Origin of the sequence: Corallococcus sicarius (assembly GCF_003611735.1) — a bacterium.
Classification (GTDB): Bacteria; Myxococcota; Myxococcia; order Myxococcales; family Myxococcaceae; genus Corallococcus; species Corallococcus sicarius.
On sequence record NZ_RAWG01000260.1, the window covers coordinates 1 to 13,834 of the forward strand.

Below are 13,834 nucleotides of genomic sequence, written 5' to 3' on the forward strand. Positions count from 1 at the left end.
GGCCGGGATGGGTAAACCTCTTCCACCGGATGGCAGTGATCAGCAGAAAGCACAGGGGAGAACACCGGGGTAGGACCGGAATTTTTCCCGATTGCCCCCATGTACGCCTGATGTGGCACGCCGTAACCCACCGAAGTCCAAGGGTTTTCCCTCTCCCTCAACGCTGGCACACGCGCTGCTAAGAGCCACCGCCAGAAGCGTGCTGATCGGCCCGCGGGGCCGGTGGACAAGCAGCACTCGCCAGACATCAGTTGAACGAAGGAGAGCGGAAGATGGGAATGCGGCGCACGGGGTTCTGGACGGTGATGGGGATGCTCCTCCTGTCGGGTTGTGCTCACCAGCAGACGCTGAAGGTCGACAACGCGGAGCAGCCGTACCGCATTGGCCGTGAGGACGTGCTGGACGTGAGCGTGTGGCGTGACGCGGAGCTGTCGCGCACGGTGCCGGTGCGGCCTGACGGCTTCATCTCCGTGCCAATGATTGGAGAGATCCAGGCCGCGGGCAAGACGCCCACGGAGCTGGCGGAGGCGCTCAAGACGGGCCTGCAGCCGTACGTGCAGGAGCCCCGGGTGACGGTCATCGTCCGCGAGGTCAACAGCACCCGCGTGTTCGTGACGGGGGAAGTGGCCAACCCGGGCGCCTACCCGCTGCGCGGTCGCGTGTCGCTCTTGCAGGCCATCGCGCTGGCGGGCGGCTTCACGGACTTCGCCAACTCGGACGGCATCGTCGTCATCCGCACGGACGGCAAGGGCGGGCAGATCCCGGTGCGCTACAGCGACCTGGTCTCCCCCGAGGGTGAGAACGTCATCCTCCGCCCCGGTGACACCGTCGTCGTTCCGTGAAGCGGCGCGGGTACGGCGACAAAGACAGACAGCGGACAGGCGACATGAAGACGGGCGTGGGCGTGGGTATGGACGGGAGGGCGACGGTGAGGGGCAACTGGAAGCGGGCAGTGATCGCGGGCTGTCTCATCGCCGCGCCGGCGGCTCAGGCCGCCACCATCCTGGAGCCTCGCCTGCGCATCACGGCGGAAGAGCGCTTCGACAACGACCTGCGTCTGGGCGCCGGTGCCGGCGCTGGCGGGCAGTTCATGACGAAGCTGTCTCCCCGCCTGGGCCTGGACGTGAAGAACGAGCAGCTCACGCTGGACACGTTCTACGCCACGGACCTGCTCGCCCGTCACGGCTCCGGCAAGGTGACGTTGGATCACCGCGCGGGGTTCGGCTTCCGCGACGTGCTGTCGCGGCGGCTGCGCCTGGACGCAAGCGCCCGGGTGTTCCGCGTCACCGACCCCACGTCGCTGCCGCGTGACGGCCTGGCGCGCTCCACCTCGCCCACCTTCTATACGCAGGCGAAGGTGGGGCTGACGGGGCGCGTGACGGAGCGCATGGATGTGCGCGGCAACTACAGCTTCGAAGCGACGCGCATCATCGAGCCGGGACGGGAAGCGGGCTACGCGCACACCCCGTCGGTGGAGCTGTGGTACCGCTCCACGCGCCGGCTGTCACTGGGGGCGGAGTACCGCTACCAGGGGTTCCTGTACGCAGGGGATTACAGCCAGGCTCACGGCGCTTCGGCGGCCCTGCGCTACCGGCTGTCGCGGCCCACCACGCTCACCCTCAAGGGCGGGCCGGTGCGCTACCTGCCGTCAGAGGCTTCTCGCGGTGGGTGGATGCCTCGCGTGTCGTTGGAGCTGATGCGCGAGGGAGAGCGGTCGGAAGTGGGCTTCGCCATTGGACACGACCTGGTGGGTGCCAGCGGGTTCTCCGGCGCGGTCTGGGCGGACTACGCGTCATTGATGGCGGCGCACCGGTTCACGGCGAAGTTGTCTGCCTTTGGGGCGGCCAGCTTCTTCCGCAACGGCAGGGCGCCGGGTGAGTACTACACGGAGTGGCGTAACACCACGAACGTGTCGCAGGGCTATGCAGTGGGCGGCGGCGTCGAGTACCGGCTGAGCCGGAAGCTCGCGCTGCAAGGGGCGGTGGATCGCATCGCGCAAGTGGGCGCGGCGGACACCGCAGTGGCGGGGGACCTGACACGCAATGTGTTTGCCCTCCGTCTGGTCATGACACCTTGGTAGGGAGCATTCGAGTGCGAGGCATGGAGGAGCGGATCATGGAGCGTGGGATGACGGCGGACCAGATGCTTTCGGCGCTGTGGCGTCGCAAGGCCCTGGTGGGGGCGATCGCTGCAGCAATCTTCGTGGTGGGCGCAGCCATCGTGATGACGCGGCCAAGCATTTACGAGGCTTCCGTGGTGGTGCGCGTGGAACCGCAGCGCCCCGGTGAGGAGATGGTCCAGCGCACGGTGAGCGAGCTCATCGAACAGCGGCTGGTCACGGTGCGCCAGGAGCTGCTGGCGCGGCCGGTGCTCCAGAAGGCCATTGAAGAGATGAACCTCTACCCGGAGCTCGTCTCCGAGAAGGGCATCGAAGCGGCGGTGGAGCAGATGCGCAAGGACCTCACGGTCCGCGTGGAAGGTGAGACGGCGTTTGAATTGACCTACTCGGGTCGTGACCCGCAGGTCGTCGCGCAGGTGACCAACCGCCTGCCGGCCATCTTCTCCGAGGAGACGCTGAAGATCCGCCAGGCGCAGGCGGCCCGCGCCACCAACCTCTTCACGGAAGAGATGGTGTCCCTGGGCAAGGCGGTCTCCACCTGGGAGACGACCATCTCCCGCTTCAAGGTGGACCACCTGGGCGAGCTGCCCGAGCAGATGGAGATGAACATGCGCGGCCTGGAGCGCATCAGCGCCCAGCTGCAGACGAAGTCCGAGGAGCTGCGCTCCGCTGAAGCGCGCCGCTCCGACCTGGCCCGGGCCCGCAATGCCGCGGACAGCGAGGCGGGCCGGCTGGAGGCCGCGGAGAGCGGGCTGAACCGCACGCTCACCCAGGCCAAGACGCAGTGGACCGGGGACCACCCGGAAGTGAAGCGGATGGAGCGCGAGCTGGGCACCGTCGCCGAGCAGCGCAAGGACGCCGAGGGCCGCATGTTCGCCGAGCGCAACGAGCGCACCCGCGTCGCCTCGCTCATCACCACCATCCAGAAGGACATCGTGGACCTCCAGAAGCAGGCCGAGGCCTACCAGGCGCGGCTGAACAACACGCCCCGCTGGGCCCACGAGCTGGCCGTGATGAACCGGGACTACGAGATTGCCCGCACCAAGTACCAGAGCGTCGTCAGCCGCAAGGTGGAGGCGGAGATCGCCCAGGAGCTGGAGGCCAAGAGTGCCCAGAGCCTGTTCAACGTCATCTCGCCCGCCGGGGTGCCTTCCGCCCCGGCCCGTCCGGACCGCATGAGCGGGCTGCTCATCGCCGCCCTGATTGCCCTGGCCCTGGGTGTCCTCACCGGCACCGTCCTCGAGATGCGCGACGACAGCCTGCGCGATGGCACCGAGGTCCGCGAGCGCATCACCCTCCCTGTCCTGGCGGTGGTCCCGAACATGCAAGGCAAGACAGAGAAGCGGGTGTTGATGCCCATGGCCGGGAGCAAGAACAGCGTCTCCTCGTCCACTTCGCTGAATTAATTGCCGACCCCCTACGGAAAAGATTGGAGCACTGAGATGGATTCGACGATGGAGCGGGCCGGGAACTTCCTCCCGCGTGTGGATGAGAGTGCGGCTTCCTCGAACGCGGTGGACCGGCGGGTGGTGACGCTCACGGCCCCGGCCTCCGCGGCCGCCGAGCAGTACCGGACGCTGTACTACCGGCTGGAGCGGATGCGGGAGCAGCGCCCGATGAAGGTGGTGGCGCTCACCTCGGCCATGCCGGGCGAGGGCAAGACGGTGACGAGCGTGAACCTGGCGCTCGCCGCCGCCCGGGCGAACCCGGAGCGCCGCATCCTGCTGGTGGACGCGGACCTGCGCCGGGGCCAGGTGGCCCCCACGCTGGGCATGCGCAACAAGCTGGGCCTGTCGGAGCTGTTGGCGGGTGAGTGCGATGTGCGCGACGTGGTGCGCCGCTTCAACTCCACGCGGCTGGCGGTCATCCCCGCCGGCGCCACGCCGGAGGAGAGCACCCAGGTGCTGGCGAGCGCCCGGATGAAGCAGTTCCTCAAGGCGGTGCGCGAGGGCTTCGACGAGGTGTACGTGGACCTGCCGCCCACGCTGCCGTTCGCGGACGCGGCCATCCTCGGCCACCAGATGGACGGCGTGCTGGTGGTCATCCGCGCCAACGTCACCCCCTCCAAGGTGGTGAACCAGGCGGTGGAGCAGCTGGCGGGCGCGGCCCTCATCGGGTGCGTGCTCAACGGGGCCGAAGTGAACGCGACGCCGTACCTGAAGAACTACGTGAAGAAGTAGCAGCGGGCGAACCTTGGAGTGAGTGCGGTCTTGTGGGCCCTTCCCGTCCCCTCCTGCCGAAAGGCGGGAGGGGCGGGGGCCTGGAGCGGCGGCGGGTTGGGGTTGGAGGAGTCACGTGCTTCGCGTTTTTCATCACTACTTTTCTGCCAAGAAGTTGACGTTCTTCCTCGCCGAGAGCTCGGCGATCGCGCTGGCCTGTGTCGCGGGTGCCGCGGCCTGCGCGGCCCTCTTCGCGCCTCCGGGCACCTGGCCGCCGCTCGCCACGCTGTGGCCGACGCTGGTGGGCCTGGGCCTGGCCTTCGTCGTCACCTTCCAGTTCACGCTGTACCTGCTGGACCTGTATGACCTTCGCGTCGCGGCGGAGGACCGGACCCGCGGCTACCGCTTCCTCAAGGCCGCGGGCGTCACCGCGATGGTGGCGGGTGGGGTGATGCTGATCCTCCCGCTGGCCCTGCCGGTGGTGCTGCCCCCCGGGACGCTGCTGGGTGGCGCGATGGGCGCCCTGGCCGGCACCCTGGCGGTGCGCGTCTCCATCCGCGCCCTGGTGGGCGAGCCCGACGCGGTCCTCATCATCGGGGATGGCCGCAAGGCCCGCGCGGTGGCGAGCGCCATCGAGGCCGGTGGCGAGGGTTCCTTCCGCGTGGTGGCCCTGGTGGACCCCCGTCAGGTGGAGGAGCCGCTGGATGCGATGGCGGCGCGGCTCAACGCCTCCTACGTGGTGCAGGCCGCGGACGACATGCGCGGCGCCAACTGGGTGGAGTCGCTCTTGCGCTGCCGGCTGGACGGGCGGCGGGTGTACGAGGCGGCCGGCTTCTGCGAGCGCGTGCTGCGCCGCATCCCGGTGCAGTTCCTCCGGGCGAGCGACTTCGCCTTCGCGGATGAGATGACGGTGTCGCCGCTGCGCCGGGCCTTCAAGCGCGTGTTCGACCTGGCGGTGGCGTCGCTCCTGCTGCTCTTGGCTTCGCCCTTCCTCATCCTGGTGTCCCTGGCCATCAAGCTGGACTCCAAGGGCCCTGTGTTCTACCGGCAGGACCGCGTGGGGCTGGGTGGCAAGTCCTACCCCTTGTGGAAGTTCCGCAGCATGCGTACCGATGCGGAGAAGAACGGCGCGGTGTGGGCGCGCTCCAACGACGACCGCGTCACGCGGGTGGGCCGGTTCATCCGCCGCACGCGCATCGACGAGATTCCCCAGGTGTTCAACGTCCTGCTGGGCCACATGAGCTTCGTGGGGCCCCGTCCCGAGCGCCCGGTGTTCACCGAGCAGCTCAAGCAGCAGATTCCGTTCTACGGCGTGCGTGAGGCGGTGAAGCCGGGCATCACGGGTTGGGCGCAGATCCGCTACCCCTACGGAGCGTCGGTGGAGGACGCGCGCAACAAGCTGGAGTTCGACCTGTACTACGTGAAGAACGGGTCGCTGTTCCTGGACGTCGGCATTATCTTCCACACCGTACGGCACGTGTTGTTGGGACGCGGTGCCCGGTAGTCGGTTTCAGGTGTCTTGATTTGGATTGAAGCAACGGTCCGCGGCCTCTGGTTGTCGGGGGAGGCCGGGACGCAAGGGTGGACCATGGATTGGGATGGGCGAGGGGGTCGGAACATGGTGGGCATGGATGTGGATGCGCCGTTCGCGGAAGCGTGGAGCCAGGACGACGCACGCAAGCAGCAGAACGCCGAACGCAATGAGCTGCTTCAGGCCCCGAAGACCCGCCCGACGCGCATCGTCGCGATGGGCGGCGGCACGGGCCTCCCCATGGTGCTGCGCGGGCTGGCCCGCCGCGCGATGCCCAAGCCCGGCCAGCCCGGCGTGGACATCACCGCGGTTGTGGCGATGAGCGACGACGGCGGCAGCTCCGGCCGCCTGCGCCGCCTGCACGGCGCGCTGCCCCCCGGCGACATCCGCAACTGCCTGGTGGCGCTCGCGGGTGGCAAGAGCGCCCTGAAGGACGTGTTCCAGTACCGCTTTGGCGGCGCGAAGGGCCTCGCCGGCCACGCGGTGGGCAACCTGCTCATCGCGGCGCTCGCGGAGCTGAAGGGTGACTTCCTGGAGGCGGTGCGCCTGTCCGGTGAGCTGCTGGGTGCGCAGGGCCAGGTGCTGCCCAGCACGCTCGCGTCGGTGCAGCTGGTGGCGCAGATGCACGACGACACGGAGGTGGTGGGCGAGCGCAACATCTGCCGCGCCCACGGCCGCGTGCGCCGCGTGTCCCTGAGCCCCCGCTCGCCGCCCCCGGTGGACGGCCTGCTGGAGGCCATCTACACGGCGGACCTCATCGCGATTGGACCGGGCTCGCTGTACTCGAGCGTGCTGCCCAACCTGCTGGTGGACGGCGTGGCCCAGGCGCTCAAGGAGACGCGCGCCCTGAAGGTCATGGTCGCCAACCTCATGACGCAGCCGGGTGAGACGGACGGCATGAACTGCCTGGACCACGTGCAGGCCGTCATCGAGCACGTGGGGCCGGTGCTGGACGCGGTGCTCGTCAACGGCCGGCAGCCCACCGAGGAGTCCATCCAGCGCTATGCGCGCAAGGGCTCCTTCCTGGTGACGGCGGAGACGCGCGAGCTGCTGTCGTCCGGCGTCATCCCGGTGCAGGCGGACCTGCTCAAGGATGGGTCCAAGATCCGACACGACAGCCGCAAGGTCGCTGCCTGCCTGCTGAAGATGGCCCGCAGCGGCTTGTAGCCGCCCGTCCCCGTCACCACCTTGGTGCCCGCCTCTATGGAAGCCAGAAACCTCCGTGCCGACCCGCACGTCGTGGAAGTCAACGACCGGGCCGCCTTCATGTCCCTGGAAGCCGAGTGGAACCAGTTGGTGGAGGCCACCTCCAACGAGCTGTTCTACCGGCATGAGTTCCTGCGCCTGTGGCTGGACAACTTCGCGGCGACCTCGCGCATGCGGGTGCTGCTGCTAAGGGGGCCAGACGGCGCGCTGAGCGCCGCGCTGCCGCTGGTGGAGGAGCGCACGTCGATGTACGGCGTGCCCGTCCGGCAGCTCACCTCCGCCGCCAACGCGCACTCCTGCCGCTTCGACGTGGTGGCGAAGGACCCGGAGCTCGCCGCGGACGCGTTCCTCGCGCACCTGAAGCGCACGGGCGGCTGGGACGTGCTGCGGCTGACGGACGTGCCGGACGGTGGGGCGGGCTTCCACCTGGTGGAGGAGGCCAGGCGCCTCCAGATGCCGGTGGGCGCGTGGGAGTCCCTGCAGTCGCCGTACGTGCCGCTGCCCGCGAAGAAGGACGCGTACTTCGCGTCGCTGCCGTCCAAGTTCAAGGCCAACTGCCGCCGCCGCCGCCGCAAGCTGGAGGAGAAGGGGAAGGTCACCTTCGAGCGCGTGTCCGGTGGCCTGGACCTGGAGGGCTCGCTGGAGGAGGGGCTGCTGCTGGAGCAGAGCGGCTGGAAGGGCCAGCGCGGCACGGCCATGGCGCAGGACGGGAAGACGCGAGGCTTCTACACGGAGCTGGCGCGGGACTCGGCCTACCGCGGGCGGCTGGCGCTGTACTACCTGCGGCTGGACGGGCGCGCGGTGGCGTTCCAGTACGGCCTGGAATACGGCAAGCGCTACTTCCTGCTGAAGCCCGGCTACGACGAGAGCCTCAAGGAGTGCAGCCCCGGACAGCTCCTGATGGAGGAGGTGCTGGGGGACTGCCTGGAGCGCGGGCTCACGGAGTTCGATTTCCTGGGGCCGGACATGGTGTGGAAGCGCGACTGGACGGACCGCGTCCGCAAGCACACCTGGCTCTACGTGTTCAATGACACCGCCTTTGGGCGCGCCCTGTGCGCGGCGAAGTTCCGGTGGTTGCCTGCGGCGAAAGAGGTGGTGGCGCGATGGAAGCGGTGAAGACGTCCGACAAGCTGTTCGTTCCGTCCCTGCCCACGCTGTGGCCGGGAATGCTGCTGTCCGGCGCGCGCCCCGGGTCGCTGCCGCCGTTCTCGTCGCCCAACGCGCGCTACTTCTACTTCGCGCGCAACGCCGTCTGGTTGACGATGAAGATGCTGCGCCTGGATGGCGGTGAGGTGCTGATGCCCGCCTACCACCATGGCGTGGAGGTGGAGGCGGTGGTGGACGCCGGCGCGACGCCGCGCTTCTACCGCGTGGGCGCCCGCTGGGACGTGGACGTGGCGGACGTGGCGAAGCGCATCGGGCCGAAGACGAAGGCGCTCTACCTCATCCACTACGCGGGCTTCCCGGGGCCGACGGACGCCATGCGCAAGCTGGCGGACGAGCACGGCCTGCCGCTCATCGAGGACTGCGCGCTGTCGCTCCTGTCGTCGGATGGTTCGAGGCCGCTGGGCACCACGGGCGACGTGGGCATCTTCTGTCTCTACAAGACGCTGCCGGTGCCCAACGGGGGCGCGCTGGTCGTCAACGGCCCCCGGCAGTACAGCCTGCCGGAGCCTCCGGCGCCGCCCGTGGCGTCCACCTTCAGCCACACCGTGTCCGCGCTCCTGCAGAACCTGGAGCTGCGGGGCGGGGCGGCGGGCCGGGCCTTGCGCGGCCTGGTGCGCTCGGTGGGCCACGGCACGGTGAAGGCCGCGAGCATTGAACGGGTGGCGACGGGCACGCAGCACTTCGACCGGCGGCACGTGGACCTGGGCATGAGCCCGCTGACGAAGCGGATTGCGCTGGCGCAGGACCTGGAGGCCATCGTCGAGGCGCGCAGGCGCAACTACTTCTTCCTCCTGGGCCGGCTGCGCGACGTGTCGCCGCCGCTCTTCAACCAACTGCCGGCGGGGGTGAGCCCGCTGTTCTACCCGATGGTGGTGCAGGACAAGGACGCGCTGCTGGCGAGGCTTCGCGAGCGGGGCATCGACGCCATCGACTTCTGGAAGCGCTTCCATCCGGCGTGTGATCCGTCGGAGTTCCCGGAGGTGGCGCAGCTGCGCCGGACGATCCTGGAGATTCCCTGCCATCAGGACCTGACGCCGGAGGTGATGGCGCAGGTGGCGGACGCGGTGAGGGATGCACTGAAGGCGGAGCGCCGGCCCAGCCAGCGCACCGGGTGAATGGGATGGGGACTGGCTTCGAGGATGCAATGGCAGACGGGAGCCAGGGGGCAGTGCTTCGGGAAAGGCATCAGGGTGAGGCGGTGATCCGCGAAGATGAGTTGAGGTCCGGTCCGCAGGTCGCGCCGCGGTTGGACGTGGCGGCGGTGGGCAGTGCTTCAGAGATGTCGGGGATGCGGGCGGAGTGGAACGCGCTGTTGGACGCGAGCACCGCCGGCCCCTTCAACGCCTGGGAGTGGCTGTACCCGTGGTGCCGGCGCATCTCGCCGGACGTGCGGCCGCTGGTGCTGACGGCGAGGGACAGGCTGGGCACGCTGGTGGGGCTCTTGCCCCTGGGGCTGGAGCACCGCTGGGTGAACGGCCTGCGCGTGCGGCGCCTGGGCTTCCTGGGTGAGACGCACGTGGGCAGCGACTACCTGGACGTGGTGGCGCGCAAGGGCCGAGAGGCGGAGGTGGCCCGCGCGTTCTTCCAGGTGCTCAACGGGCTGCGCGACGAGTGGGACGTGTTGGATTTGACGGACCTGCGCGAGGGCTCGGTGACGCTGGGCGTGGCGCGCGAGGTGTTCGGCGAGGTGCGCCAGACGGAGCGCTACGTGTGCCCGTACGAGACGCTGGTGCCGGGCGAGCCGTTCGACGCGTTCCTGAAGCGCACGGGCCGCCGGGACAACTACCTGCGCCGGCGCAAGTGGCTGGAGAAGCAGGAGGGCTACCGCATCGAGCGCACGGACGCGCCCGGAGAGCTTGCCGGGCCGATGACGGACTTCTTCCGGCTGCACGCGCTGCGCTGGTCCTCGGACGGCGGGTCGCAGGGAATCAAGGGCGCCGGGGTGGAGGCGTTCCACCGGGACGCGACGCAGCTGTTGGCGGAGCGGGGCCGGCTGCGGATGTACACGATGAAGGTGGGTGGACAGGCCGTGGCTTCGGTGTACGGCATCCTCCACGGCAGCTCGTTCGTGTACTTCCAGTCCGGGTACGATCCGGCGTGGCGCAATCGCAGCGTGGGCCTGGTGCTGGTGGGCGAGACGTTCAAGGACGCCATCGAGATGGGCCTGACGGAGTACGACTTCCTGCGAGGCACGGAGTCGTACAAGGCCGACTGGGTGACGAAGCAGCGCCAGACGGTGTCGCTGCGCGTGCACGGCGCGGGCATGGGCGGCGCGTGGTTCACCCGCTCCGAGGAGCTGGCGCGGCAGACGCGCAACGCGGTGAAGCGCGTGCTGTCGGATGAGCTGGTGGAGAAGGTCCGCCGGCTGCGCCGCCAGAAGGCGGCGGTGCACTGAGAGGCAGCGCTCCTGGACGGACCGCGGTACGCACTTCTCCAGCGGGTGATCCGCTGGGCCGCCCCGGCTACGAACAGCTGGGCTGGCCCGACTGGGGTGCCTTGCCCCGACCCGTAACACCCGCGGCGCGGGCCAGCCGGTCCGCGCAGGCCGCGAGCCCGAACAGCACGTAGAAGTGCACGGCGACCAGGAAGCCCGCGAAGAGGCAGGACACCAGGTGGCCCACCACCGCCGCCGCGAGCGCCCGCACCAGCCAGCCGCGCTCCCTGTCCCGCGCAAGCGTCCACAACGGCCCGAGCGCTGCTCCGATGAAGGCCAGGAAGAGCCCCAGCCCCACGAAGCCCAGGTCCGAGATGACTTGGAGGAAGACGTTGTGCGCGGCGTACACCCGTGACTCGCTTGGCGGCCCATACAGCCGCCACGCATACGGGAAGGTGCCCGCGCCCACGCCCAGCAGCGGGTGCTCCACGCTTACCCGGGAGGCCACCGTCCAGGCCCCCACGCGGCTCATCGCCGAGGCATCCTCCTCATAGGTGCCCACCGTGCGCGTGCGGTTCCAGAAGCTCTCCGGGGAGAGCATCAGCATGGCCCCCGCGGCCACCACCACCACCAGCGTGCGGGCCAGGTTCCGCTCCAGCAGCACCCAGGTGCCCGCGGCGGCCACCAGCCCGAGGAAACCGCCGCGCGAGTAGCTCAGCACCATGGCGGTGACGGCCAGCGCCGCCGCGAGGCCGCACGTCAGCCGTACCAGCCAGGCGCTCTGCTTTCGCACGAGGAAGGCCACCGCCAGGGGCACGATGATGCCCACGCTCATCGCCATCCGGTTGGGGTCCGCGTACACGCCCACCCAGCGCGCGCGGTAGCCCTCCACCAGGTCCACGCCCGCCTGGTGCCAGGCGATGACTCCTCGTGAGGTGAAGATGGAGCCCACGATGAGCGCGAGGCACGCCCACAGCAGCCGCCGCTCCGTTGTCACCAGGTTCACCAGCGTCAGGTAGACGAGCACCCACTTGAGGAGCTCCACCGCGGCGAACTCCGTGGCGTCCAGGTGCAGCGACCAACTCAGCGAGGCGAGCACCAGGCCAGAGAAGGTGAGCAGGAGCACCCCGCGCTGCCCGTCCACCCACAGCTTCTCCCGGCGGCCCACGCGCCCGATCAGCATCAGCCCGGTGGACAGCGCTGACAGCAGCAGGGCCGGACGGAACCGGGCGAGCCCCGGAATCCACTCACCGGGGCTGATGTAGATGGCCGCCAGGAACGCGAGCAGGAATCCGAAGGCCCAGCGCCCCCGGCTCTGTACTGCCTTGCTTCCCATTCCCATCCCCGGACCTCCCCCTCGTGGAGCCAGCTTGCTGGCACCGCACGGCGAGCACTCGCACCGCCGGACGTGCTCGTCCGAAGTGCGATGGCTCCCCCGACACTTTTCATTGCCTGACGTGAGGCATGCCGGCTGACGGCCTCTCGTCACGCCCCCCCTGGGCCTGCGGCTGCTTCCGGAATCATCCGCGCGGCCTTGGTGTCCCTAATCACTCAGTTTCCGCTTTCCAACAGGGCTGCTCCCATGCGTCTTCGATTGATCACTCTCCTGCTGCTCACCTCAGGGCTGCTTGCCTCCGCTTGTGGCGGGGGCCCTTCGTCAGGGCCGCAGAGCCCCCCCAGTCCCGGGGACGCGGCCTCTCCAGGCTTCACTCCGCCGGACGGGCCGCCGGGCGCTTCCCCGTCTCCCGTGCAGGGCGCGCCCCAGACGCCCAAACCGTCCTCCTACGCGCATGAGTGGGCGGTGAGCCCCACGGGCGATGACGCGGCGGCCGGCACGGAGTCGGCACCCGTGCGGACCCTCGCCAAGGCCCTCTCCCTCGCCGGGCCGGGTGATCGCATCCGGGTGCTCGCCGGCACCTACGCCGAGCGCGTGCTCATCACCGACTCCGTCCGTGCCGGCACGGCCGAGGCTCCCATCACCCTCGAGGGCGTGGACCTGCCGCGCATCGTCCCGGGCTCCCAGCCGGGCGCGCTCGTGGCCGTGGAGCGGCCCCATTGGCTCATCAGCGGCTTCGAGATCGACGTGCAGAACAAGGCCGCCTTCGCGGTGGCCTTCTCCGGTGACACCGAGGGCACCGTGCTCTCCGACTCGGAGGTCCACCACGCCCAGTACGGGGCCGGTATCAGCTTCCACAATGGAGCGCACGGGGCCACCCTCGAGAAGAACCACATCCACCACATCTCCATCCCGAACAAGGATGCGCATGGGGTGATGATCCAGCCCACGTCGCGCAACATCACCGTGCGCGACAATGTCATTCATGACAATTCAGGGGACTCCATCCAGTGCTACAGCACGGATGGCTCCGACCCCAGTACGCCCGCGGATGGGTTGCTCATCGAAGGCAACGACCTCTACGGCAACATCGAGCAATCGATTGACATCAAGACCTGCTACAACGTCACCATCCGCCGCAACAAGATGCACAAGGCCCGCCGCCACCCGACGCTCGGAGGCAATGGCGCCATGGTGGTGCACCTGTCGGCCCGGGACGTCCTCATCGAGGAGAATGACTTCTACGACGCGGGTCTGGCCATCGGCATCGGGGGAAACCGTTACGGCCCGTACCCCTCTGGCATCGTCATCCGTCGCAATCTCATCCGGGACATGCTCACCGAGGGCGGCATGACGGGCGGGGGCTTGCAACTGGCGGTCTCGCAGGGGACCCAGTTGGTGAACAACACCTTCACCCGGTTGCCGGGGCCGGCGATCATCATGGGCAACGGTGACGGAGGGCCCACCGAAAGCCTGGTGGTGAAGAACAACATCATCGACGTGCCCCAGGCGATGCAGGTGGGAAGCCAGGCGCCCGGACTGACGACGGGCAGCAATCTCTACCGGACCGGTGCCACCTTCCTCAAGGCGGGCGCGGCCCTCAATCTCTCTCAATGGCAGGCGCAGGGGCAGGATGGCAACTCGCGTGAGGAAGCGGCCCCGCTCGATCCGAAGACCCTGTCGCCCGGGCCCGCCGCTGTCGACCGCGGCGAGCGCCTGGACCTTGAGGCATCTTGCGGTGCGGGACCGGACATCGGCGCGGTGGAGTCCAACTGTTAATGCACATCCATCATCAGTCGATCTTGCGAAGCGCTTCTCCTGCTCTCATCACTTGAGAGCGGGAGTGGGCTGTTCGCTGTCGGTGAGCGAGCAAGGGGAGTGAGGCTTGGCCTCGGACCGGGGCCTGCACGCGCATTCCGTCCCGGGGGGCGGGTGCGGAGGG

General features: G+C 69.1%; 11 protein-coding genes. 10 read left to right on the forward strand and 1 reads right to left on the reverse strand.

The genetic code is table 11. The features are described 5' to 3' along the window. Window positions 1-272 precede the first annotated feature (272 nt). From D7X12_RS30720 to D7X12_RS30760, 9 genes are all read left to right on the forward strand, one after another. Window positions 273-842, forward strand: a complete 570-nt coding sequence (locus D7X12_RS30720; RefSeq protein WP_120628805.1) for a polysaccharide biosynthesis/export family protein — start codon at window positions 273-275, stop codon at window positions 840-842. Between the two features lie 44 nt (window positions 843-886). After that, entirely contained in the window at window positions 887-2,080 is a 1,194-nt protein-coding gene (locus tag D7X12_RS30725) for a hypothetical protein (RefSeq protein WP_120628806.1), read from the forward strand. Window positions 2,081-2,115: 35 nt separating this feature from the next. Further along, window positions 2,116-3,525, forward strand: a complete 1,410-nt coding sequence (locus D7X12_RS30730; protein WP_120628814.1) for a GumC family protein — start codon at window positions 2,116-2,118, stop codon at window positions 3,523-3,525. 36 nt (window positions 3,526-3,561) lie between these two features. After that, entirely contained in the window at window positions 3,562-4,299 is a 738-nt protein-coding gene (locus D7X12_RS30735) for a CpsD/CapB family tyrosine-protein kinase (RefSeq protein ID WP_120628807.1), read from the forward strand. Between the two features lie 115 nt (window positions 4,300-4,414). Next, window positions 4,415-5,782 carry a polyisoprenyl-phosphate hexose-1-phosphate transferase ExoE gene (gene exoE / locus D7X12_RS30740; protein ID WP_120628808.1) on the forward strand — a complete coding sequence of 456 codons (1,368 nt, stop codon included), beginning with the start codon at window positions 4,415-4,417 and terminating at the stop codon, window positions 5,780-5,782. Between the two features lie 243 nt (window positions 5,783-6,025). After that, on the forward strand, window positions 6,026-6,976 hold the full coding sequence (locus D7X12_RS30745; RefSeq protein WP_439329401.1) for a gluconeogenesis factor YvcK family protein: 951 nt from the start codon (window positions 6,026-6,028) through the stop codon (window positions 6,974-6,976). A 36-nt stretch (window positions 6,977-7,012) separates the two neighbouring features. Beyond that, the gene (locus tag D7X12_RS30750; protein WP_120628810.1) at window positions 7,013-8,131 is read left to right on the forward strand and encodes a GNAT family N-acetyltransferase; all 1,119 of its coding nucleotides are present in this window, start codon (window positions 7,013-7,015) and stop codon (window positions 8,129-8,131) included. Then, on the forward strand, window positions 8,119-9,297 hold the full coding sequence (locus D7X12_RS30755; protein WP_208719385.1) for a DegT/DnrJ/EryC1/StrS family aminotransferase: 1,179 nt from the start codon (window positions 8,119-8,121) through the stop codon (window positions 9,295-9,297). The genes D7X12_RS30750 and D7X12_RS30755 overlap by 13 nt, the downstream gene beginning before the upstream one ends. An 83-nt stretch (window positions 9,298-9,380) precedes the next feature. Beyond that, on the forward strand, window positions 9,381-10,577 hold the full coding sequence (locus tag D7X12_RS30760) for a GNAT family N-acetyltransferase (RefSeq protein ID WP_120628811.1): 1,197 nt from the start codon (window positions 9,381-9,383) through the stop codon (window positions 10,575-10,577). A 67-nt stretch (window positions 10,578-10,644) separates the two neighbouring features. Here D7X12_RS30760 and D7X12_RS30765 read toward each other — a convergent pair whose 3' ends face one another. Further along, entirely contained in the window at window positions 10,645-11,898 is a 1,254-nt protein-coding gene (locus D7X12_RS30765) for an O-antigen ligase family protein (RefSeq protein WP_120628812.1), read from the reverse strand. A 459-nt stretch (window positions 11,899-12,357) separates the two neighbouring features. Between D7X12_RS30765 and D7X12_RS30770 the strand changes: the two genes are divergently transcribed. After that, the gene (locus D7X12_RS30770) at window positions 12,358-13,671 is read left to right on the forward strand and encodes a right-handed parallel beta-helix repeat-containing protein (protein WP_158620152.1); all 1,314 of its coding nucleotides are present in this window, start codon (window positions 12,358-12,360) and stop codon (window positions 13,669-13,671) included. Window positions 13,672-13,834 lie beyond the last annotated feature (163 nt).

Excerpts from the sequence above, each read along its gene's own strand:
- D7X12_RS30730 (WP_120628814.1), top strand. The coding sequence starts at position 2,116 with ATGGAGCGTGGGATGACGGCGGACCAGATGCTTTCGGCGCTGTGGCGT.
- D7X12_RS30735 (WP_120628807.1), top strand. The coding sequence starts at position 3,562 with ATGGATTCGACGATGGAGCGGGCCGGGAACTTCCTCCCGCGTGTGGAT.
- D7X12_RS30720 (WP_120628805.1), top strand. The coding sequence starts at position 273 with ATGGGAATGCGGCGCACGGGGTTCTGGACGGTGATGGGGATGCTCCTC.
- D7X12_RS30725 (WP_120628806.1), top strand. The coding sequence starts at position 887 with ATGAAGACGGGCGTGGGCGTGGGTATGGACGGGAGGGCGACGGTGAGG.
- D7X12_RS30765 (WP_120628812.1), bottom strand. The coding sequence starts at position 11,898 with ATGGGAATGGGAAGCAAGGCAGTACAGAGCCGGGGGCGCTGGGCCTTC.
- D7X12_RS30750 (WP_120628810.1), top strand. The coding sequence starts at position 7,013 with ATGGAAGCCAGAAACCTCCGTGCCGACCCGCACGTCGTGGAAGTCAAC.
- D7X12_RS30745 (WP_439329401.1), top strand. The coding sequence starts at position 6,026 with ATGGGCGGCGGCACGGGCCTCCCCATGGTGCTGCGCGGGCTGGCCCGC.
- D7X12_RS30755 (WP_208719385.1), top strand. The coding sequence starts at position 8,119 with ATGGAAGCGGTGAAGACGTCCGACAAGCTGTTCGTTCCGTCCCTGCCC.